Source organism: Micromonospora sp. NPDC047074, assembly GCF_040643815.1.
Classification (GTDB): domain Bacteria; phylum Actinomycetota; class Actinomycetes; order Mycobacteriales; family Micromonosporaceae; genus Micromonospora.
Genome location: NZ_JBEYVB010000037.1, coordinates 20,646 through 41,185, shown reverse-complemented (window position 1 = coordinate 41,185; position 20,540 = coordinate 20,646). Strand labels below are relative to the sequence as shown.

Genomic DNA, 20,540 nt, shown 5'->3' with positions numbered 1-20,540 from the left:
AAGACCCCGGGTGCGATATATGTTGAGAGTGGAAGGGGGCAGGGCCCTCTTCAATTCTCCGAATTTCCCTTTCTCGCCGATGCGCGGCAGGATCTTTCCCCGCCCCCGGACGTCGGCTAGCGTGCCAGCATGCCATCCACGTTTACCGAGGCGACGGACCCGTGGTGCCTGCGCGACGGGGAGAGCGCGGCGCTACTGCGCGACCATCCCTGGCGACGCTTCGTGGTGCTGGGCGACAGCGTGGCCGAGGGGCTCTGCGAGCCCGTCGACGGCTATCCCGACGTGCAGTGGGCCGACCGGATCGCCGCCGAGCTGCGGGCCGTCCGGCCGGAGCTGGCGTACCTCAATCTGGGCCTGCGGGGGCTGCGGGCGCACGAGGTGCGCGCCGCCCAGCTCGCCCCGGCGCTGGCCTTCCGCCCCGACCTGGCGCTGGTGGTCTGCGGCGGCAACGACGCCTTCGGGCGGGGGTACGACGCGGACGCGGTCGACGCGGAGCTGACCGCCATCATCGAGGCGCTACAGGCCACCGGCGCGGACGTGATCACCGTCGGCATGTTCGACGTCTCGCTGAGCCCGGCCGTGCCGGAGCGGCACCGTGCCGGCCTCGGGGAGCGGATGCGACGGCTCTCGGCGCACACCGGGGCCCTCGCGGAACGCCTCGACACCCTGCACGTGCGGCTCACCGACCATCCGCTCACCGCCGACGCGTCGATGTACAGCAGCGACGGCCGGCACGGCAGCGCCCGCAGCGACGCGGTCGCCGCCGCCGAGACCGTCCGCCGCCTCGGCGCCCACCTCGCGCCCTGACACCGCGACGGCCGACCGGTGACGCGGCTCAGCGGTGCTGGACCCACACGTTCGGCTCGGTGTAGGTGCCCCGGTCGAGATCGCGGTCCACGCGCAACAGGCTGAGGCCGTCGGGAATGACGTAGTCGCCGCTGTCGGGGAAGACCATGCCGGTCCACTGCTGCCACTCGGCGACGGTGCCGGTCATCGTCTGCGACCGGGGCGCCATGGCGATCAGCCGGGCGCCCAGCCGCCAGTGGGTGCGCAGCCAGGGATCGAGCGGGGAGTCGTCCTCCCGTTTCCAGGCGGCGAACCGTTCGATCGGGGTCAGCGGGTAACGCGCCTTGAGCGTGGGTCGCACCGGGGCGACGACACGCGACCAGCCGCGCTGCCCGGCCACCGACCGCAGCGCCGTGAGCAGGTCGCCGGCCAGGCCCTGGCCACGCAGGTCGGAGCGCACCTGGGCGGCCATCACCACGAGGGTGTCGGGCGCCTCGCCGTGGTCGTGGCCGGTGACCGCGCGGCGCAGGGAGTCGGTGTAGCCCTCGGGCAGGTGCGCCGGGTCGCCGTCCCAGCGGATCGGCACCGCCCAGCCCGCGGCGACCAGGTCGCCGTCGCCGTCGAGCAGCACGAGCTCCAGGTCGGCGAACACCTCCCGCACCCGGCCGAGGTGCCGGGCGGCCTGCCGGTCGGCGGTGATGAACGCCGGCCAGCCACCGGCAAACAACCGGTCCATCTGGTCACCCGGGCGTGGCCGCGCCCGCAGCGGCTCCACGACGGTACGCATGGCCGCCTTTCTACCAGGGCAGTCGCCGGCCGCACACGTCAATATGTCGGCCCGCCGATCGGCAGCCCGACGCTGCTCGCGTCGACGCGGAACCGTCGGCGGGCTGTCAGACGTCGGTGTGCCGCGAGCCGACCTGGGCGTGGTCGCGGTGGGTGAGGGCGACGAGGTCCGTTTCCAGCTGGTGGCGGTCGGCGTCGTCGAGGACGGCTCCCCACAGGGGTGCGGTGTTGCTGCCGTCGGCGGCGGCGATGACCATGCGGATGATCGCGGGTTCGAGGCCGTCGTCGAGGAGAGCCTCCCGCCATTGTTCCGCGTCCCGCTGTGCGAGCGCTTCCAGGCTGGGTTCGAACATGAGATGCGCAGCGAGGGCGATGTGGTCACGTAAGCCGGTGAGGTCATTGGCGTGGGCGAAACTCACGCGGATGTACGCCCTCGTGAGCCTGCCCGGCGTTCCCGCCTCCTCTTCGGCCGCGGCCCGTTCGACGTCGCGGCGGAACTGGCCCATCAGATCGCTGGCCAGACCGCTGAGGAGCTCTTCCTTGTTGGGGAAGTGGTAGAGCAGCCCGCCCTTGGACACGCCTGCCGCCTCGGCGATGTCCGCGACGGGCACCGCAGTGCCGTGCCTGCTGATGAGACGCGCGGCAGCGTCCAGAATGAGCCGTCGGGTTTCGGCTGCGCTGCGCCCAGCGGTCCGTGCCATGGTGACGTCCTTCCTCTTCCGGTACGAACCCGGGTGTCAGTGCTCCGCCGGCGCAGCGTCCCTGTTGTTCGGAATGAGGGTGAAGGCCACGATCGCGGCGATCACCATGACCGCGCTGGCGATCAGGGTAGTTGCCTGCATGGCGGACACGAACGCCTGCTGCGCGGCCTCCAGTGCCGCACTGCCGGGTTCCAGGACCGCGGTAGCCGCCGCCAGGGAGTCCTCGGCCCGGGTCGCAGCCTCGCCGGTGACAACTGGGGGGAGGGTGAGGTCGGAGCGGTAGAGGACGGTGATGACGGAGCCCAGGATCGCGATACCGAGGGCGACGCCGAGTTCGTAGGCGGTCTCCGCGACCGACGCCGCCGCTCCGGCCTTGGCCGGGCGGACCGCGGAGACCACCGCGTCGACGCTGAGAGTCTCGGCGACACCGATCCCCAAGCCCAGCGGGACCATGGCGAGCAGCACCCAGATCAGTTGCTCGCTGCTCTCCAGAGCGGCCAGGGCCCCCAGTCCGACAGCCCCGGTCAGCAGGGCGACGGCGATGGCTCGTCCCCGCCCGAGCCTGGTGAGGAGGAACCCGACCGCCGCAACCGCAGCCATCGCCGCCAACGCCGCGGGCAACTGCGCCAGTCCCGCCTGGAGGGGACCGAGTTCGCGGGCGAGTTGGAGATATTGGGAGAAGAAGAACAGCACGCCGCTGAGGGCGAACACGGAGATGAAGTTCACCAGCACCGCCCCGCTGAACGCGGGATTGCGGAACAGGTCCACCTCGATCATCGGCGAGTCGACCCGCCGCTGACGACGCACGAACAGCACCCCGCCGACGACGCTCGCCGCGACCGCGACGGCGGCGGCGACGCCGAACGAGCCTCCGGTGAGCTTCTTGATCGTGTACACGAACGGGATGATCGCCAGCATCGACAGCCCGCTGGAGATCAGGTCGAACCGGCCGGGGGCGGGGTTGCGGGACTCGGGCAGGAGCCAGCCGCCGACGATCAGCACGAGCAGCATCACCGGAAGGTTGATCAGGAACACCGATCCCCACCAGGCGTTTTCCAGCAGCGCCCCGCCCACCAGCGGGCCGAGCGCGATGCCACTCGCCGCCGCAGCCGACCAGATCGCGATTGCCCGCGTCCGCTCGATCTGGTCGGTGAAGATGTTCCGGATCAACGACAGCGTCGACGGCATGATCGTGGCACCCGCCACGCCCAGCAGCAGACGAGCCGCGATCAACACCTCCGCCGACGGAGCGAACGCCGCCAGCACCGAGGCGAGCCCGAACGCGGCCGCGCCGATCAGCAACAACCGCTTCCGGCCGATCCGGTCGGCCAGGTTCCCCATCGTCACCAGCAGGCCCGCCAGGGCCAGGGAGTAGATGTCCCCGATCCACAGCACCTGCGTCGCCGTCGGCGACAGCTCCGCTGTCAGCGACGGCACCGCCAGGTACAGCACCGTCGCATCGATCGCCAGCAACGACACGGCGCCAACCAGCACGGCCAGCGACCCCCAGCGCCGTGTGGTGCTCAGCGCCTCACCCATCCGGATCCCCCCAGAACTATACCGTCCGGACGGTACAGTACCACCAGCAAGGCAACCGGGACGTCAGACCTGCGGAAACGAGATGGCCACCCGCGCGAGCGGTTGGGGGCGGCTGCCGGTCGAGCACCGGGCCGCGCACCTGCTGGACGCCGCGCGGGCGTACCTCCAGGTCGGTGACCTGTTGCGGGCAGGGCGCGCGCTGGTCGAGGCCGACCGGACCGCGCCGGCCGAGGTCCGGTGCCGGCCGGTCGCGCGTACGGTGATCGACGAGGTGGCACGCGGCGGCCCGGTGCCGGCCGGCGTGGCGCACCTGGCCGCCCTGGTGGGCCTGACCCGGTGACCGCGCCGACCGGGTCTCCCCCGGCGTCTCGGCGTCGTCGGCGACGCCGCCCTCCCCCGATGCGACGCCCGAGGGCGGTTCACTCCCAGCGGAAGTAGCGGGCCGCGATTCCGCCCAGCACCACGGTGAACGCCACCATCACGGCCAGGTGCGTCAGCGTGGGCCAGGAGCCCGCCCAGGCGTCCTGCAGGGCCTGGGACGCGGCCCCCAGCGGGGTGAAGTCGGCGACCTTCCGCACCAGGTCGGGCATCAGCGGCCCCGGCGTCCACACCCCGGCGAAGAACATCATCGGGAAGTAGATCAGCTGACCGATGCCCATCGAGGCCCGGGCGCTCGGCGTGACCGCCGTCACGAGCAGCCCGACGGCGCACATCGCGCCCGCCCCGAGCGTGAACGCCAGCACGAAACCGGCCGCGTTGCCGGGCGGCGGGACGTCGAAGACGGTCGCCGCCACCAGCCAGGCCAGGCCGCACGCGACCAGCAGTGCGGCGACGTTCACGGCCACCTGCGCGACGAGCACCGCCGCCGGCGAGACCGGGGTGGTGGACAGCCGGCGCAGGATGCCCCGTTCGCGGTAGGTGCCCACGGCGCTCACCAGCGTCATCATCGTCACCGTCGCGATGGCCAGCGTCATGGTGATGGGCAGGTAGGCCTCCAAGGGGAGCCGGCCGTCCAGCTCGTCCGCCGGCTCCCGGAACCCCGGCATGGCCAGGCCGAGCACCAGGATCAGCAGGGCCGGGAACGCGACGGCGAAGAACGTGCCGACCGGATCCCGGAGGAACAGCTTCGCCTCGACACGGATGATCTTGGAAAGAGCGGTCATCGGTTGCTCCCGGCGGCGGTGAGGGCGAGGATCGCGTCCTCGAGGGTGGGTCGTTCGACGCCGGGCACCTGGGCACCGGCGATCAGGTTGCGGGGAGTGTCGACGGCGACCACCCGCCCGGCCGCGACGACCGCCAACCGGTCGCACAGCCGTTCTGCCTCGTCCATGAAGTGGGTCACCAGCACGACCGTGACGCCCCGGTCCCGGACCTGCCGGACCAGCTCCCACGTGTCCCGCCGCGCCTGCGGGTCCAGGCCTGTGGTCAGCTCGTCCAGGATCGCCACCGACGGGTTGCCGACCAGGGCGAGCGCGATCGACAGCCGTTGCTTCTGGCCGCCGGAGAGCTTCGCGAAGACCGCGTTGCGTTTGGGGGTCAGGCCCAGCTCGTCCATCAGCTCCCGCCAGTCGGCCGGGTGCGGATAGAACGAGCTGTACAGGTCGAGCGCCTCCCACACCTTGATCCGGTCCGGCAGCTGGCTCTCCTGGAGTTGGATGCCCAGCTTCCGCCGCACCGCCGCGCGGTCCCGGCGCGGGTCCAGCCCCAGCACCCGTACCGATCCCCCGTCGGGGGACCGGAGCCCCTCGACGCACTCCACGGTGGTGGTCTTGCCGGCGCCGTTCGGGCCGACGAGCCCGAAGATCTCGCCCTCGTCCACGCTCAACGACACATCGGCGACGGCCACCTGGTCGCCGTACTGCTTACGGAGGTTGCGCACCTCGATGACTGGCATGCCGGCAACGCTAGGAATCGCGGCGGGTGCGGAGAATGGGTCCAGCCGCCCGGTGGGGGTGTACCCAGCCCCACCCCTGGTCGGTACCCTGCCCCGATGCGGTGGCGGTCGGTGCGGCGAAGACTCGACACGTGACCCGCTTCGTGCTCGCCGTACCGCGCTGCGTCGCCCTGGTCGTCCTGGTCGCGACCGGGTTCGCCTACGGATACCTCCTCGTGATCGCCGCCACCCTGGTGATCCCCTACCCGCTCGTCGTCTCCGGCCAGTTCCGGCTGACCGCGCTGGCCCGCCGGCTCACCCGCGCCTGGGCCGGAGCGGACCTCCCCGAGCCCGTACGGTCGCCGCCACCCGCACCGCACCGGCGCGAGGACGGGTGGTACGTCCACGGGGACACCGTGTTCAGGTCGCCCCGGGTGCCGGCGTTCCTGCTCAGGCTGGACCACCACGCGAAGGACCCGACGCTCGGCCGGGAATGGGCGTGGCTGATGCTCACCCCGGTCACCGGCGCGATTCCGCTCCTGGCGCCGCCCGCGCTGATCGCGGCCGGCGTGTTCCTGCTCGCCTCGCCCCCCTGGCCGCTCGCGTGGTCGGTGCCGGTGGCCGTCGCGGCGATCGTGGCCGCGTTCCTGCTCGCGCCATCGGCGCTGCGGGCGTACGGGCGGTGGACCGGTGTGCTGCTGGGGACCGGCGAGCCGCCGAGGACGGCGGTCGGCCGCTGGGTCGCCCGGACGTCGGCCGCGACCTGGCGAATGGCCGGCCTGGCCGGGCTGTCCCTCGCCGCGTTCGGCGGCCTGCTGCTCAACCTGCTCACCGCCGTCGTGTCGTGGGGTGGGCTGCTGCCGTACACCCTGCCGGTCACGCGGTCGGTGGTGGAGCTCTACCGGCGCCACGTCGGCCGGTGGACGGGCGCCGACCTGCCCGCGCCGTACCGGCCGTACCCGCCGCCGCCCCGCCCCGGCGAGGACGGCAACTACCGGGTCGGGCGGGTCCTGTACACCGATCTCGTGGCGGCCGTCCAGGGTCAGCGGCCAGGGTGGCTGCTCGGTGACCCGGCCACCTGGCGGGACCAGCTCTGGTCACTGGGCTCGGTCGTCCTGGCTCCGCTCTCGTTCGTCCCGGCGGTCCTGGTCGGCTTCGGGTTCTACGGCCTGTTCTGCCAGCCGCTGACCTGGGCAAGCTGGGCGGTGCCGATCGGCCTGTTCAGCGGCTACTGGATCACCCCGTTCTACCTGTGGTTCGGCATCGAGCACGTCGGCCTCGTCGGGCCGTGGTTCCCGGACTGGGCGAGCATGCCCGTCGGGCTGGCCGTGGCGCTGCTCGGGCTCGGCCTGGCCGGCCCGCTGATGAGGCTGCGGCTGGCGTGGGACCGGCTCCTGCTCACCCCCACGGCGGCCGCCGTACTGGCCTCGCGGGTCGCGCACCTCGCCACCACCCGGGCCGACGCCGTCGACGTGCAGGCGGCCGAGCTGCGCCGCATCGAACGCGACCTGCACGACGGCGCCCAGGCTCGGCTCATCGCCGTCGGGCTCAGCCTGGCCGCCGTCGCGCGGCTCATGGAGACCGAACCGGTGCGGGCGCGGCGGCTGCTGGGACAGGCGCAGGAGACGTCCGCCGCCGCGCTGGCCGAGCTGCGCGACCTGGTACGCGGCATCCACCCGCCGGTGCTGGCCGAACGCGGACTCGGCGACGCGATCCGGGCGATCGCGCTCGACACCCCGCTGCCGGTGGACGTGGACGTCGACCTGCCCGGCCGGCTCGACGCCCCGGTCGAGTCGGCCGCCTACTTCGTCACCTGCGAGGCCCTCACCAACGCGGCCCGCTGCGCGGCCCACATCACCGTCGCGCTGTCGCACCGCGCCGGGGTGCTCCGGATGGTGGTGGCCGACGACGGTCCCGGCGGGGCCGACCCGGCCGCGGGGACCGGGCTGCGCGGCGTCCAACGTCGGCTCGCTACATTCGACGGGACCCTGACCCTGCACAGTCCGCCCGGCGGACCCACCGTCGTCACCATGGAGATCCCGTGCGCGTCGTCCTCGCCGAAGACCTCCACATCCTGAGGGACGGGCTGGTCCTGCTCCTGGAAAGCCACGGCTTCACCATCGCCGAGGCAGTCGGCGACGGGCCCTCCCTACGCACTGCCCTGGCCCGGCACCGGCCCGACGTGGCCATCGTCGACGTACGGCTGCCGCCGACCTTCACCGACGAGGGCCTCCAGGCGGCGCTGGCCGCCCGGCGTGACGTCCCCGGCCTTCCGGTGCTGGTGCTGTCCCAGCACGTCGAACAGCTCTACGCCCGGGAACTCCTGGCCGACGGGGCCGGCGCGGTCGGCTACCTGCTCAAGGACCGCGTCCTGAACGCCGACCAGTTCGTCGACGCCGTGCGCCGCGTCGCGGCGGGCGGCACCGCCATGGACCCCGAGGTGATCGCCAAGCTGCTGACGGCCGGCGGCACCGCCTCGCCCCTGGCCCGCCTCACGCCGCGCGAGCGGGACGTGCTCGAACTCATGGCCCAGGGGCGTTCCAACGCCGCCATCTCGCAGCGGCTGTTCCTCAGCGAGAGCGCCGTGGGCAAGCACACCGCGAGCATCTTCGGCAAGCTGCGGCTCCCCCCGTCCTCCGACGACAACCGCCGCGTCCTCGCCGTCCTCGCGTACCTCAACGACGCCTGAGAACCGCTCTCCCTGGCCGGTGACGGATGGCCCCGCATGACAGGCGTCGATAGGATTCGGTGCGTGACGACGCCGCTACCCCGACCCGGCACGGCACGGACAGCAGCAGAGTTCGTCGCTCGGCTACGCGGCGTGAAGGCCTGGTCCCGACTGTCGTACCGGGCGCTGGAGCGGCGGGCGCGGAGGGTCGGGGACCAGTTGCCGGCGAGCACCGTCGCGACCTCGCTCAACCGGGTCTCGCTGCCGTCGGAGGAGGTGGTCGCGGCCCTGGTCCGGGCCTGCGGCGGCGATCCGGCGGCCGTACGGGAGTGGGTGGAAGCCCGCCGCGCGTTGACCCTGCCCGACAACTTCGTGTCAGCCGTGGGCACACCGGGGCAGGCTTCCGACCCGTCCGCCGAGCCGGGGACCGCGTCCCCGGCGGCACCCGCCGGGCCCGAGCCGGGCAGGCACGTCGGTCTCCGTCCGGACGGGCCGGCCGCGCGGCCGGTGGCCCCCTGTCTACTGCCACCGGACCTGCCGCTGTTCGTCGGCCGCGACGGCGAGCTGTCCGAGACGCGTCGGCTGCTGGACCTGGCCTCGTCCGGGCCGGTGACTGTCGTGGTCAGCGGGCCGGCCGGCGTCGGCAAGACCGCCTTCGCGGTACGCCTCGGGCACCTGCTCGCCGCGCACTTCCCGGACGGTCAGCTCTACATCGACCTGGGCGGGTTCGGCGACGAGCCGCTGGAGCCGATCACGGTCCTCGGTGCCTTCCTGCGCGCACTCGGCGTGCGCGGAGGCACGGTGCCCTCGGAGCTGATGAGCCGGATCCACCTCTACCGCACCCTGCTGGCGCAGCGGCGGATGCTCATCATCCTGGACAACGCGGCGACCACCCGGCAGGTCACCGACCTGCTGCCCAACGGCGGGCGGTGCGCCGCCATCGTCACCAGCCGCACCACGCTGGCCGACCTGGGCAGCCGCCGCCTGTCCCTGGGCACCCTCGACCAGGCCGCAGGGCTCGCGCTGCTCGGTGAGATGTTGGGTCGCGAGCGGGCCGCCGCGGAGCCCGCCGCGGCCCGGTTCATCGTGCAGACCTGCGGCGGTCTGCCCCTGGCGGTGTGGGTGGCCGGGGCGCGGCTGGCCGCCCGGCCGCACTGGCCGCTGACCAAGGTCGCCCAGGCGCTCGCCGACGAGCAGCGCAGGCTCGACGAGCTGGCCGTCGGTGACGTCGCCGTACGGGCCAGCCTCGAACTCACCTACCGGGGGATGGCCCCGACGGCGCAGCGGGCCCTGCTGGTGCTCAGCCTGTCGCCCGGGCCGGACTTCGCCGCGTGGGCGCTGGCCGCGCTGCTCGACACCACCCTCTCCGACGCGGAAGCCATCCTCGACGACCTGGTGGAGGTGCACCTGGTCGAGATCGGGGCGGTCGGTGCCAGCGGATTCCGCTACCGCCTGCACGACCTCGTGCGGCTGCTCGGCCGGGAGCTGCTGGAGCGGGAGGTGCCACGGCAGAGCCGGACGGAGGCGCTCACCCGGCTGCTCAGCGCGAGCCTGCACCTGACCGACCTGACCGCGGACGCCCTGAGGGCGGACTTCCAGGGCGCCCCGCAGGCTTACCTGGTGTCCTGGCGGCTCCCGGCGGCGGACACCGACCAGTTCGTCGCCGATCCGGTGGCCTGGTTCGACGACGAACGCCGCTTCCTCACCGCCCTGGTCGACCAGGCGCTGGACGACACCGGGACCGCACCAGCCGCCGGGCCGACGGCCGGGCTGGCCGCCGGGCTGGCCGCCGGGTTGACCACGTTCTTCCAGGTGCGCAGCCACTTCGACGAGTGGGAACGGCTCCAGAGCCGGGCGCTCAAGGCCGCGCTGCACGCAGCGGACCAGCGCAGCGCCGCCAAGCTCCACCGCTGCCTCGGCGAGCTCACCACCGTCCTGGACCGGTACCCGGAGGCACTGGGCCACTTCGAACAGGCCCTGCTGCTCGCCCACGGTCAGGATGCCGCCTTCCAGGCCAGCGCCACCGCCGGCCTGGCGTACGTGCACCGGCTGCTCGGCCAGTACGGCCCGGCGGTGCGTCACTTCGAAGCGGCCGTCGACCTGGCGCGCGCCGCCGGCAACGTGAACTGCCTCGTCTACGCCACCAACGGCATCGGCGTCATCGACCTGGAGCAGGGGCGGGTCGAGGCCGCCCGGCAACGGTTCGAGGAGTGTCTGGGAGTGAGCCGGGCCGCCGGCTACCGGCCCGGTGAGGCCCAGGCGTTGCGGTGCCTGGGACAGAGCCACCGCGCCCTCGGCGCCTACCCGCTCGCCGCCGATTGTTTCCGACAGGCCGCCTCGATCAGCGAGGACCTCGGCGACCGGCTCTCCGCGACCCACGCCAACTGCTGGCTCGGCGACGTCCTCGTCCGCCAGGGTGAACACGGCGAGGGCCGTCGGCTGCTGGCCCGGAGCCTGTGGACCTACCGCGAGTTCGGCAACCTGTGGGGCGAGGCCGCGACGGCGTACGCGCTGGCAGAGGCGCAGCTTGCCGCCGGCCGCCCGGTACAGGCCCGCCGACGGGCGGAGGCCGCCGTGGAACTGTGGCGACGGGTGGGCTCGCGGAGCTGGCTGGCCATCGGCCTCGACACCCTCGCCGAGGCGCACCGCCTGGCGGGGGACCCGGTCGCCTCGGCGCGGATCCGCGCCGAGGCGTCGGCCGTCCGCGCCGCCGGGTTGTAGGCGGGCGGACGAAGGCGCGCGGTGCGGCGGGGCTGTTCGCCCTGCGGCTACGCCCTGGGTCGTCCTGCCCCTGACACATCCTCGGCACCACCCCACCGATGTCCCGCCAGCGAAGCCCCACGCCCCGTCCACGCGAGGCCCCCGATCACCTGACCGGGGGCCTCGTTGCGCTACCTGCGCCACTCACACTCGCCTGCCATCGAGGCAGGCGGTTCGGTCGCGGGTCAAACCGACGGTGTCCGTGGTGGTGTTCCGCCGTGACCGGCAACAGCGCATGCCCGCTGGATGAGCCTCATCCCTGAGCGCGGATACTTACCCGACTGTTCACACTGACGCCCCTGGGGCAGTCGACCTTGTTGTAATCCGGACGCCATTCGACATTCGCCCCGTCCGATCCCGACCAACGCACGGCGCCGTTGGAGCAGGTCACGCCGACCTTGACCAGATAGCCCGTGCAGGCGAGATGACCCCGCCCACGATCGGTGTAGTCGATCCAGGGGCCCTGACCAGTCGGGCAGTAGGTGTAGGTGGCGAGTGAGCCGACAGCACGGTAACTGGCGATCGTGCTGGAGCCGTCCTGCGTGGCCGAGGGGGAGAAGACCGGTGCCGCGGCCTGACTGGGCGCGGCGACACCCGCGATGCCGAGCGTGGTACCCATCGCAAGGCTGGCGAGCAGTGCGCGTTTACGCATCGTTCCTCCTAGATACAGGCGTTCGCTGTCCTGCCACCAGGACATCAATCTGTTCGTTCGCATGCCATATCTCGCCCGTTCCGAACAGTCCCGAACGGCTATTACCACCCAGGCTCGTAGGGCCACACCAGCCTCGCGTCGGCTCGAACAGGACGGCTCAGGCGAGCTGGGCCAGCGTCCGGGTGATGTTGTGCTCGACTATGCCGAGCATGCCGGCCCGGTCGGGGAAGTCGCCGTCGAGCAGGCGCAGCGGGCCCGCCACCAGCGACAGGTACGTCGCGAGCCGGTAGAGCCGCAGCCGGTCCTCGTCGAGACCGGGCACGGCCAGCGCCGGATAGTCGTCGCCGAAGCGCAGCTCGAGGAAGGCGTGTTCCCACTCCACGTCGAGGAACATGGTGCCCTCGATGTCGACGAGCACCGGGTGGTCCCGGTCGTCGACGAGCACGTGGTCCGGCCCGAGTTCACCGTGGATCAGACCGTGGCGGGAGCGGGGCGCCACGGCGGCGTACCGCTCGGCCAGGGCGTCGGTGAGCCGGTCCCGCACGGCCGCGATCCGCTCGACCCGGGCGGCGGCCTCGGCCAGGTCGCGCAGCGCCCGGTCGAGGACGAGCCGCTGCACCGGCCGGCCCGCTGCCGGCCCGGCGGATCCCGGGCGGCCGTACCGGTCGCGACGCCGGGCGTGCATGCCCCGGACGGCGTCGCCGAGCCGGGCCAGCACCGCCCCGGCGCGGCACGGGTCGCGCTGGCGCAGGTCGTGCAGGGTGCCGCCCCGGACGTCCTCCACCACCGCCACCTCGCCCGGCAGCAGGGTCGCGGTGGGGTGCAGCAGCAGCCGGGGCACCCGCACCCCGGCGGCGGTGAACTCCCGGTGCGCCGCGGCGAACAGGCCAGCGCCGGTGGCGTGTCCGAACAGGTCGTCGGGTGCCGGGGCCGCCGGCGCCGGCCAGTAGTCCTCCCCCGGGTGCCACACGTAGGCGACGCCGGTGGACCCGTCGTCGACGGTGAGCCGGTAGACGCCCTTCTTCGAGCCGCCGGTCAGCCGGTGCGCCGAGATCAGCACCCGTTCCCGCCCGAACGCCGCCCGCGCCACGGGCCGCAACTCGTCGACCGTCACCCTCGCCCGCGCTGCATCCACCCGGCGGTCCTGCCCCGGCGGCTCCCCCGGCGGACGATCAGGCGGCGGGCGTCCCACCCCCACCGCCCACCGCGACCACGCGGCGGCGTCGGGCGAGGAGCAGCACGATTCCGCCACCCGCCACCAGGGCGAGGCCGGTTCCCGCGATCAGCCCGGCCCGCGGCCCGGTGATCGGCAGGTCGCCACCACCGCCGCCACCGTCACCGTCGTCGCCGTCGTCCCCGGTACCGCCGCGCGCCGCGACCAGGACCGCGAACCCGTCCCGGTTGTCGCTGTCGTCCACCTCGGCCGCTGGCACGGCGACGGCGTTCGCCGGCAGCCCGGTACGCGCCGGGCCGGGGCGGACGTCCGGCTGCTCGGCCAGGCCCTCGACCTGCACCGTCCCGCCCGTCAACGTGACGGGCGCCCTGGTGGCGGCCGCCACCGTCACCAGATTGTGCAACTCGACGGCGGAGTAGCTGCCGTCGTTCGGGTCGGTGTCCTGGCCGACCGGTATCAGCGCGAGCGTGTCGTAGGTGCAGACGGCCGACCGCCGGTCTGCGGCGACCACGCACTCCTTCGGCGGTCGGGTGAACGTCACCGCCTCGGGCAGGCGCAGCGTCACCTTGATGCCACCGACCGCCTTCCGGCCCTGGTTGACGATCCGGAATCGCACCGCGCCCGTCTCGCCCGGCTGCAACGTCCCGGTGGGTTCGAGCCTGCCGCCCGCACCGACCCGCACCGACTGCTTCACGTCCGGCGCCACCACCGACAGATCGGCCTCGGGATCGTCGACCAACCTGAGCGTGAACAGCTTGCGGGCAGCGGTCTTCATCGGCTCGTCGCCCCAGGCCATGCCGGCCTCGACGGAGAACGTGCCTTCGTAGGGCTGTTGGTTTTCCTGCACGTTGACGTCGAAGGGAAGATCCACCGTCTCGCCGGCTGCCGGCAGCAACTCCGGAAGCGCGCCCGGACCGATCCGGCAGTACCAACCCGCGGCGTCGCCGTCGCACTCGCCGGAGCCACCGCCCTCCGGCCACATCAGGGAGATCCCGTCCGGCCAGTCCTGCTCGCCAGGGCGGACGTAGAAGATCGCCTCTCTCGGCGTGCGGCCGGTCAGATTGGTGAGTCTGAGATGGATCCGCTTCTTCCCGACGCCCAACGGAACCGTCGTACCGGTCACGTCGAACGTGAACCTCGGTTCGGCATCCGCCGCCGGAGCGGGACCGGCGGGGACTGCCAGCCCGGCGAGGACGAGCAGGGCCACCGCCCCCGTTCGCGACAGCCATCGATGACCAAATCCCATGGCGGGCTCCTTCAGGAGAGCGGCGATCGTCGTCGACGACCCCATCCAAACCGCTCACATCGACTCTTGCAAACGTCCTCGCGGTGCGTCGTGCGGATCCTGCCGGAACTCCTCACCCCGTCACCGGCCGGGCCGCCGCCCCGCGCGGCGTCAGTCGACCACCAGGAGGCCGGAGAGAAGGACGCCCCGGGCCAGGTTGAGCACCCCGTCGCAGCCGGGGAAGCCGGTGCGGATGCAGGCGCCCGCCGCCCGGCGGCCGAACAGGTACGGGGCGATGCTGTACGGCACGTCGGCGCTGACCGTCTCGCCGGTCTCGATGTGCACGAAGTCCAGCGGGACGTCGTCGGCCCGCACGTACTCCTGAAGGATGAAGCCGCCCCGGCCGACGGCCCGGACCAGCCCGTCCCGCCACGTGTCGTCGTCGGCCTCGCGGCCGATCAGCACGTCCACCCCGGCGGAGCCGTCGGCCGGCTTCGCCACCAGGTCGTGCCGGTCGGCCACCGCCCGGTCGAGCCGCTCCGGCGTGAGCGACCAGGTGCGCGGCACGTACCGGTGGACCAGGTCCCGGTCCGCCGCCGGCAGCGCGTCGGCGTCCTCCCACAGCCAGGCGAAGGCCTGCTTGTTGGCGATCAGCCAGGCCGCCGTCGACACCCACATCGGCACCGTGCCCGCCGCCAGCCCCGCCTCCAGGGCGGCCACCCCGGCGCTCGGGGTGATCCGGTTGGGCACGAAGAGCCGGAACACCCCGTCGACCGGGGCACCGTCGGCGACCAACCGGCTCCGGTCGTCGAGCGTCACCCCGGAGACGGGCGCGACGACCAGGTCCAGCCCGAACGCGGCGGCCCGCTCGACCACCGGCGACAGCAGCCGGACGAACCGCTGCGGGTCGTCCAGCCCCGGGTACTCGGCGTCGAAGTCGATCAGCATGGCGACCCGGGCGCCCTCGGGCAGGCCGAGGCCGGCGCGGATCGCGGCGAACCGCCGGTCGACCGCCGAGGGCGCCGCCGTCAGCCGGGCCCGGCCGGTGAGGCCGCGCCGCCGGTAGACCTCGACGAAGCGGCGCACGGTGGTGTCCGCGTCGAACGCGCCGCCGAGGCTGCTGTCGATGTTGTACTCGACGAACCGGGGCACCCCGTCGGAGAGCAGCACGTCCGGCCGGAACGCGGCCAGCAGCGCCTCGGTCAGCGGCTCGTCGTCGTCGAGCAGCCGGGTCTCGCCGTCGGGCACGTTCAGCAGCCGGCGCAGCTCCCCCGCCGTGCCGGCCCGCCGCCGGCACGCCTCGAAGACGAGCTGGGCGAGCCGGTCGGAGACGGCGTTGAGCACGCCGAGCGAGGTCTCGTCCATCACCGGCGGCCGGGCCAGCCGCCACTGCTTGTTGTACGTGGCCCGGCCGTCGAAGATCTCCCGCCAGGACTCCGCTCCGGCGGCCACCAGCTCGGCGCGCAGCGGCGCGGGCAGGTCGAGCCACGCCCGCGCGGCGGTGGGCCAGCGGTAGTCGGCGTCGTTCATTCATCCGTCCTTCATGACGTGTTGGATGGCGGCCAGGAGCTGCTCGCGGCTCGGCTGCACGGCCCGGTCCAGCGCCGGGGCGAACGGCAGCACCGCGCCGTCGGGGCGGGTGACCCGGCGCGGCGGCGCCACCAGCCGCACCCGCTCGACCATCGTCGCGATGATCTCCCCGGCGATTCCGCAGGAGCGGTTGGAGTCGTCCACCACCACCAGTCGCCCGGTGCGCCGCAGCGACTCGGCGAGGGCGTCCCAGTCGAACGGGTGGAGGGTGCGCGGGTCGAACACCTCCACCGACACCTCGTCGGCCAGGTCCTCGGCGACCGCGAGGGCGTCGTGCACCAGGTGCCCGACCGCGACGACTGTCACGTCGTCGCCGGGCCGGTGCACCCGGGCCCGGCCCAGCGGTACCGGCGCGAGCGCGGCTAGGTCCACGTCGGCGCGCACGTCCAGCGCGCCGGCCGGTGCGAAGACCACCACCGGGTCGTCGCACCGCACCGCCGACACCAGCAGCCCGTACGCGTCGGCCGGGGTGGCCGGCACGACAGTGGTCACCCCGACATGCGCGAAGAGGCTGTACGGGTGGTCGGAGTGCTGCCCCGCCCAGCCCGTCCGGGAGCCGGAACCCGGCACCAGGTAGGTGACCGGTGCGGCGCACTGGCCGCCGGACATCAGCGGGAACTTGTGCGCGTGGTTGACGATCTGCTCGAAGACCAGGAACAGCAGCGACGGGATCTGGAACTCCACCACCGGCCGCATCCCGGCCAGGGCCGCCCCGGTGGCGAAGCTGGTGAACGCCTGCTCCGACAGCGGGGTGTCGAGCACCCGGTCCGGGCCGAACCGCTTGAACAGCCCGGCGGTGACGTTCGAGGCGGCCACCCGGATGTCCTCGCCGAGCAGGAACACCGAGTCGTCGCGGGCCAGCTCGTCGGCGAGCGCCCGGGTGAGCGCCCTGCGGTAGGACAGCCTGGGCATCTAGCCACCTCCGGTGCGCGGGGTCAGGCCGCTGGCGTACAGGTGCGCGAGCGCGTCGGCCGGGTCCGGTTCCGCGCTGGCGAGCGCGAACTCCACGGCCCGCGCCAACACGTCCTCCACCTCGGCGTCCACCCCGGCGCGTACGGCGGTGGGCAGCCGGGCGCCCTGGATGTCCACCGGGTCGCGGGACCGGCCCCGGGCCACCTCCTCGGGCGGGCGGTAGTCGAGGCGTACCGCGTGCTCGAAGGTGTGGTGGGCGTCGAACCGGTAGGTCCGGGCCTCGATCAGCTCGGGGCCGCCGCCGGCACGCATCCGGTCGACGGCGGCGACGGCGACGGCGCGTACCGCCTCGGGGTCCTGGCCGTCCACGACGGCGGCCGGGATGCCGAACGCGGCGGCGCGGCCGGGGATGCTGCCGGCGACCGCGCCCGCGACGGGCATGGTGGTGGCGTAGCCGTTGTTCTCGCAGGCGAACAGCACCGGCACCCGCCACAGCGCGGCCAGGTTGAACGCCTCCAGCAGCATCCCCTCGTTGACCGCGCCGTCGCCGAAGAAGCTCACCCCGACGGTGTCGTCGCCGCGCCGGCGGCGCGCCCAGACCGCCCCGGTGACGATCGCGCCGGACGCGCCGACGATGGCGTTGGCGCCGAGCACGCCGACGCCGAAGTCGGCGGCGTGCATCGAGCCGCCCCGGCCGGCGTTGAGGCCGGTGACCCGGCCGCACAGCTCGGCGAGCATCCGGGCCGGGTCGGCACCCTTGGCGAGCACGTGCCCGTGCCCCCGGTGGGTGCCGGCGACCAGGTCGGCGGGGCGCAGCGCGGCGCACACCCCGGCGGCGATCCCCTCCTGCCCGAGGTACGGGTGGATGCCGCCGACGATGTGCCCGGACCGGACCAGCTCGATCGCCCGCTCCTCGAAGCGACGGATCAGCCGGACCGTCCGGTACAGCCGCACCGGGTCGGCGTCGGTCACCGCTCGCGCCCCTGCTTGACGGCGGCGAGGATGTCGTCCCAGAGCCGGGCGCGGGCGGTGAGCGCGGTGTTGACGGTGTCCGCGCACTCCTGCCACCTGGCGTCGTCGTCGCCGCACAGGTCGGCGAGCATCTGCATGGCCATCGGGGTGTGCTGCTCGCCGTCGACCTCGATGTGCCGCTCCAGGTAGTCGACGAACGTGTGCAGCCGCCGGCTGCGCTCGTTGACCGCGACGACCTGGGTGAACATGTCGGGGATCAGGTCCTCCCGGCCGAAGGCGAAGGCGGCGGCCTGGCAGTGCACCGGGGTGGATTCGATGATCTGCCAGGTGGTCGCGGCGAACGCCGCGGACGGCGCGGGCACCCGGGCCTCGACCAGCGCCTCGGCCACCGGGCGGCCGGCCCGCAGCAGGTCGATGAGCGTGTCCACGGCGGTGGTGTCGGCGCCGGCCTCGCGCATGCCCCGCACGTACAGCTCGAAGTGGCTGATGTAGCCGTCGCCCAGCTCGTCGCTCTCCTCCACCATCACGATGTCGTTGATGAGGCGGCGGCTGCCGGTCGGCCCGGTCGGGATCCACGGCACGGTGACGCAGGTGAGCTGCCGCTGCAACGACGTCAGCAGGGACATGAAGTCCCAGACGGCGAAGACGTGGTGCTCCATGAAGGTGACAAGTGCCTCGTGGGTGTCGAGGTTGGCGTAGAGCGGGTGCCGGACCACCGCGTCGCGGCGCTCGCTCACCGCCTTCTCCAGCCGTTCGATCCCCGGGTGCGTCTTCCCCCAGTCGTACCGTGACATGTCAGCCTCCCTGCGGGGCGCGGTGGCGCCAGATGACCGGGCAGTATTCGGGGTCGGCGTAGTCCGGCCGCCCGTCGTGGGTGCGGCGGACCAGCACGTCGTGGTTGTACGCGGCGAGGCTGCCGTCGGAGAGCCGATACTCCCGCCAGGCGTTGTCGCCGTCCTGCAGGTGCAGCGAGATCGCCTGCCGGGGCCGGTCGCTGACGTTGGCGCCGCTGCCGTGGTAGGTGCGGCAGTGGTGGAAGCTCACGTGCCCCTTGGGGATCACCACCGGCACCTTGCGGATCTCCGCGCCGTTGTGGGCCGCGTTGCGGGCGAGGGTCTGCTCCAGGTGGTCGCGGTCGCGGTCGGCGAAGTGGCGCACCACCGTGTCGTCGGCGCCGATCTCCTGCCAGCGGTGCGAGCCGTCGACCATCGTGATGGTGCCCATCTCCTCGCCGCAGTCGTGGAACGGGATGAACGCGGTGAGCATGTCCTCCGACGTCGAGGACGCCCAGTAGTGCTTGTCGAAGTGCCAGGGCACGATGTTCGACGGTTCCCCGGCGACCGGCGGCTTGTGGATCAGCGTGGACTGGAAGATCCGGATCTCGGCGGCCCGGGCGAGGCGGGCGGCGACCGCGCCGATCAGCGGCTTGCGCAGGATCGCCCCGAGCCCGTCGTGCTCGTGGTGGACGTAGTCGTTGTGCCGCTGCACCGCCCCCCGCGACGGCTCCCAGTAGGCGAGCTTCGGCGGGCGCACCGGCAGGCGGCGGTCCCGCTCGCCGGCGTAGTAGCGGTCGGCGGCCGCCGCGAGGGCGTCCACCTCGTCGTCGGTGAACAGCTTCCTCGACAGGTACCAGCCGTGCGCGGCGTAGAACTCCACGTCCTCCGCGGTGGGAAGCAGCGCCTCCTCCTCGGCGGTCAGCGTCGGCTCGAACTCTGTGGTGGTCACGTCCGCACCTCCTGCGGTGTCGGGGCCGCGCCGGTGGGGGTCGCCCCCGCCGCGGCCAGTTCCCGTTCCTTGGCCTCGTAGAGCGCCTTGATGTTGCCGCTACCGAAGGTCCGCGCCCCGCGCCGCTCGATCAGCTCCAGGAAGAGCGTGCGGCGCACGTGCATGGACTCGGTGAAGATCTGCAACAGCTGCCCGCCGTGGTCGCGGTCGACCAGCACGCCGAGGTCACGCAGCCGGTCCAGCGGCGCGTCGACCCGGCCGACCCGCTCCTGGAGGGCGTCGTAGTAGCTGGCGGGGGTGCCGGCGAACCGCACCCCCCGGTCCGCGAGGGTGGCGACGGCGGTGACGATGTCGTCGGTGCGCAGCCCCAGGTGCTGCACGCCGGCGCCGGCGTGCTGGTCGAGGAAGGCGTCGAGCTGGCCCGGCCGGCGGTCGCGGTCCGGTTCCAGCAGCACGAGGGTGACCCGCCCGGAGGGGCTCTGCACCACCGTGGAGTTCATCGCCTGCCCGGCGACCTCGACGTGCTCGGTGAAGATCTCCGCGAAGCCGAACACGTCCCGGTAGTACCGGGCCGTCTCGTCGAGCTGCCCGGGCGGCACGCAGACCGCCAGGTGGTCGATCTCGGTGAGCAGCTTGTCGTGCCCGCCGCCGGCCGGGGGCGTCATCTCGACCGCTCCGGGCAGGAACTCGCCCCGGTCGCCGTGGCGGGACACGAGGCGGTGCAGCACGTCGCCGAAGCCGCCCACCTCGGCGGTCACCACCTCGGCGTCCGCGCCGCTGAAGACGGTCGGCGGCGTCACCCCCGCCGCTCCCCGGCGCACCAGTTCGGCGTACGCGCCGGCCGCGTCGTCGACCTCCAGCGCGACCACCGCGATGCCGTCGCCGTGCCGCTGCACGTACCGCGACGCCGGGTGCTCGGCGGTCAGCCCGGTGGTGAGCAGCATCCGGATGTCCGCCTGGCACAGCAGCACCGACCGCTGGTCGACCAGCCCGGTTTCGGGGCCGCCGTGGCCGCGCGGCTGGAAGCCGACGGCCCGGTCGAAGTAGAAGGCCGCCTGCCGGGCGTCCCCCACGAAGAGTTCGATGTGGTCGATTCCTCGGATGTCCAATGTCCTCAGCCCTTTCCACGGTTTCCCGTGGTTGCCGTCCGGGCGCGGTCCGCCCGGTGTGTTGCGTG

Annotated in this window: 19 protein-coding genes; 5 read left to right on the top strand and 14 right to left on the bottom strand. The window is 73.2% G+C overall.

The genetic code is table 11. The annotated features are described in order from the left end of the window. The first annotated feature begins 129 nt into the window (after positions 1-129). Positions 130-807, top strand: coding sequence for an SGNH/GDSL hydrolase family protein (locus tag ABZ809_RS28400; RefSeq protein ID WP_357565680.1), 678 nt, complete (start codon positions 130-132; stop codon positions 805-807). A 28-nt stretch (positions 808-835) separates the two neighbouring features. Here the strand turns inward: ABZ809_RS28400 and ABZ809_RS28395 are convergent, their stop codons facing one another. The 3 genes from ABZ809_RS28395 to ABZ809_RS28385 form a co-directional block, all read right to left on the bottom strand. Next, a complete protein-coding gene (locus tag ABZ809_RS28395; RefSeq protein WP_357565679.1) occupies positions 836-1,573 on the bottom strand; it encodes a hypothetical protein in 738 nt (245 codons plus the stop codon). Between the two features lie 106 nt (positions 1,574-1,679). Beyond that, positions 1,680-2,273 carry a TetR family transcriptional regulator gene (locus ABZ809_RS28390; RefSeq protein WP_357565678.1) on the bottom strand — a complete coding sequence of 198 codons (594 nt, stop codon included), beginning with the start codon at positions 2,271-2,273 and terminating at the stop codon, positions 1,680-1,682. A gap of 36 nt (positions 2,274-2,309) precedes the next feature. Next, positions 2,310-3,812 carry an MFS transporter gene (locus ABZ809_RS28385; protein ID WP_357565677.1) on the bottom strand — a complete coding sequence of 501 codons (1,503 nt, stop codon included), beginning with the start codon at positions 3,810-3,812 and terminating at the stop codon, positions 2,310-2,312. An 82-nt stretch (positions 3,813-3,894) separates the two neighbouring features. Between ABZ809_RS28385 and ABZ809_RS28380 the strand changes: the two genes are divergently transcribed. Continuing rightward, positions 3,895-4,152 carry a hypothetical protein gene (locus tag ABZ809_RS28380; RefSeq protein WP_357565676.1) on the top strand — a complete coding sequence of 86 codons (258 nt, stop codon included), beginning with the start codon at positions 3,895-3,897 and terminating at the stop codon, positions 4,150-4,152. Positions 4,153-4,231: 79 nt separating this feature from the next. On the opposite strand, the gene ABZ809_RS28375 is transcribed toward ABZ809_RS28380, so the two are convergent. Together ABZ809_RS28375 and ABZ809_RS28370 are read right to left on the bottom strand one after the other, a co-directional pair. Continuing rightward, positions 4,232-4,975: an ABC transporter permease gene (locus ABZ809_RS28375; protein WP_357565675.1), complete on the bottom strand. Its 744-nt coding sequence runs from the start codon at positions 4,973-4,975 to the stop codon at positions 4,232-4,234. Then, a complete protein-coding gene (locus ABZ809_RS28370; RefSeq protein ID WP_357565674.1) occupies positions 4,972-5,706 on the bottom strand; it encodes an ABC transporter ATP-binding protein in 735 nt (244 codons plus the stop codon). Before ABZ809_RS28370 ends, ABZ809_RS28375 begins: the two co-directional genes overlap by 4 nt. Before the next feature lie 131 nt (positions 5,707-5,837). Here ABZ809_RS28370 and ABZ809_RS28365 point away from each other — a divergent pair, with 131 nt between their 5' ends. The 3 genes from ABZ809_RS28365 (at position 5,838) to ABZ809_RS28355 (ending at position 11,074) form a co-directional block, all read left to right on the top strand. Beyond that, complete coding sequence (locus ABZ809_RS28365) at positions 5,838-7,763, top strand: histidine kinase (RefSeq protein WP_357565673.1); 1,926 nt, start codon at positions 5,838-5,840, stop codon at positions 7,761-7,763. Beyond that, positions 7,727-8,374, top strand: coding sequence for a response regulator transcription factor (locus tag ABZ809_RS28360; RefSeq protein ID WP_357565672.1), 648 nt, complete (start codon positions 7,727-7,729; stop codon positions 8,372-8,374). Before ABZ809_RS28365 ends, ABZ809_RS28360 begins: the two co-directional genes overlap by 37 nt. A 63-nt stretch (positions 8,375-8,437) precedes the next feature. Then, on the top strand, positions 8,438-11,074 hold the full coding sequence (locus ABZ809_RS28355; protein ID WP_357565671.1) for a tetratricopeptide repeat protein: 2,637 nt from the start codon (positions 8,438-8,440) through the stop codon (positions 11,072-11,074). Positions 11,075-11,366: 292 nt separating this feature from the next. Here the strand turns inward: ABZ809_RS28355 and ABZ809_RS28350 are convergent, their stop codons facing one another. The 9 genes from ABZ809_RS28350 to hppD all read right to left on the bottom strand — a co-directional run bounded on the left by ABZ809_RS28350 (position 11,367) and on the right by hppD (position 20,472). Beyond that, a complete protein-coding gene (locus ABZ809_RS28350) occupies positions 11,367-11,810 on the bottom strand; it encodes a hypothetical protein (RefSeq protein ID WP_357565670.1) in 444 nt (147 codons plus the stop codon). 112 nt (positions 11,811-11,922) lie between these two features. Further along, the gene (locus tag ABZ809_RS28345) at positions 11,923-12,900 is read right to left on the bottom strand and encodes a phosphotransferase (protein ID WP_357565669.1); all 978 of its coding nucleotides are present in this window, start codon (positions 12,898-12,900) and stop codon (positions 11,923-11,925) included. Between the two features lie 37 nt (positions 12,901-12,937). Further along, complete coding sequence (locus ABZ809_RS28340) at positions 12,938-14,185, bottom strand: hypothetical protein (protein WP_357565668.1); 1,248 nt, start codon at positions 14,183-14,185, stop codon at positions 12,938-12,940. Positions 14,186-14,335: 150 nt separating this feature from the next. Then, entirely contained in the window at positions 14,336-15,694 is a 1,359-nt protein-coding gene (locus ABZ809_RS28335) for a hypothetical protein (RefSeq protein WP_357565667.1), read from the bottom strand. Beyond that, a complete protein-coding gene (locus tag ABZ809_RS28330) occupies positions 15,695-16,666 on the bottom strand; it encodes a transketolase C-terminal domain-containing protein (protein WP_357565666.1) in 972 nt (323 codons plus the stop codon). After that, entirely contained in the window at positions 16,667-17,638 is a 972-nt protein-coding gene (locus tag ABZ809_RS28325; RefSeq protein WP_357565665.1) for a thiamine pyrophosphate-dependent dehydrogenase E1 component subunit alpha, read from the bottom strand. Next, positions 17,635-18,432 (bottom strand): DUF3050 domain-containing protein, encoded by a 798-nt coding sequence (locus tag ABZ809_RS28320; RefSeq protein ID WP_357565664.1) that lies wholly within the window; start codon positions 18,430-18,432, stop codon positions 17,635-17,637. The genes ABZ809_RS28325 and ABZ809_RS28320 overlap by 4 nt, the downstream gene beginning before the upstream one ends. 1 nt (position 18,433) lies before the next feature. Continuing rightward, positions 18,434-19,363: a phytanoyl-CoA dioxygenase family protein gene (locus tag ABZ809_RS28315; protein ID WP_357565663.1), complete on the bottom strand. Its 930-nt coding sequence runs from the start codon at positions 19,361-19,363 to the stop codon at positions 18,434-18,436. Then, on the bottom strand, positions 19,360-20,472 hold the full coding sequence (hppD, locus tag ABZ809_RS28310; RefSeq protein ID WP_357565662.1) for a 4-hydroxyphenylpyruvate dioxygenase: 1,113 nt from the start codon (positions 20,470-20,472) through the stop codon (positions 19,360-19,362). The genes ABZ809_RS28315 and hppD overlap by 4 nt, the downstream gene beginning before the upstream one ends. Positions 20,473-20,540: the final 68 nt, after the last annotated feature.

Coding starts and splice junctions, on each gene's coding strand:
- ABZ809_RS28395 (WP_357565679.1), bottom strand. CDS start 1,573: ATGCGTACCGTCGTGGAGCCGCTGCGGGCGCGGCCACGCCCGGGTGAC.
- ABZ809_RS28390 (WP_357565678.1), bottom strand. CDS start 2,273: ATGGCACGGACCGCTGGGCGCAGCGCAGCCGAAACCCGACGGCTCATT.
- ABZ809_RS28350 (WP_357565670.1), bottom strand. CDS start 11,810: ATGTCCTGGTGGCAGGACAGCGAACGCCTGTATCTAGGAGGAACGATG.
- ABZ809_RS28385 (WP_357565677.1), bottom strand. CDS start 3,812: ATGGGTGAGGCGCTGAGCACCACACGGCGCTGGGGGTCGCTGGCCGTG.
- ABZ809_RS28375 (WP_357565675.1), bottom strand. CDS start 4,975: ATGACCGCTCTTTCCAAGATCATCCGTGTCGAGGCGAAGCTGTTCCTC.
- ABZ809_RS28320 (WP_357565664.1), bottom strand. CDS start 18,432: ATGTCACGGTACGACTGGGGGAAGACGCACCCGGGGATCGAACGGCTG.
- ABZ809_RS28330 (WP_357565666.1), bottom strand. CDS start 16,666: ATGCCCAGGCTGTCCTACCGCAGGGCGCTCACCCGGGCGCTCGCCGAC.
- ABZ809_RS28400 (WP_357565680.1), top strand. CDS start 130: ATGCCATCCACGTTTACCGAGGCGACGGACCCGTGGTGCCTGCGCGAC.
- ABZ809_RS28335 (WP_357565667.1), bottom strand. CDS start 15,694: ATGAACGACGCCGACTACCGCTGGCCCACCGCCGCGCGGGCGTGGCTC.
- ABZ809_RS28370 (WP_357565674.1), bottom strand. CDS start 5,706: ATGCCAGTCATCGAGGTGCGCAACCTCCGTAAGCAGTACGGCGACCAG.
- ABZ809_RS28380 (WP_357565676.1), top strand. CDS start 3,895: ATGGCCACCCGCGCGAGCGGTTGGGGGCGGCTGCCGGTCGAGCACCGG.
- ABZ809_RS28340 (WP_357565668.1), bottom strand. CDS start 14,185: ATGGGATTTGGTCATCGATGGCTGTCGCGAACGGGGGCGGTGGCCCTG.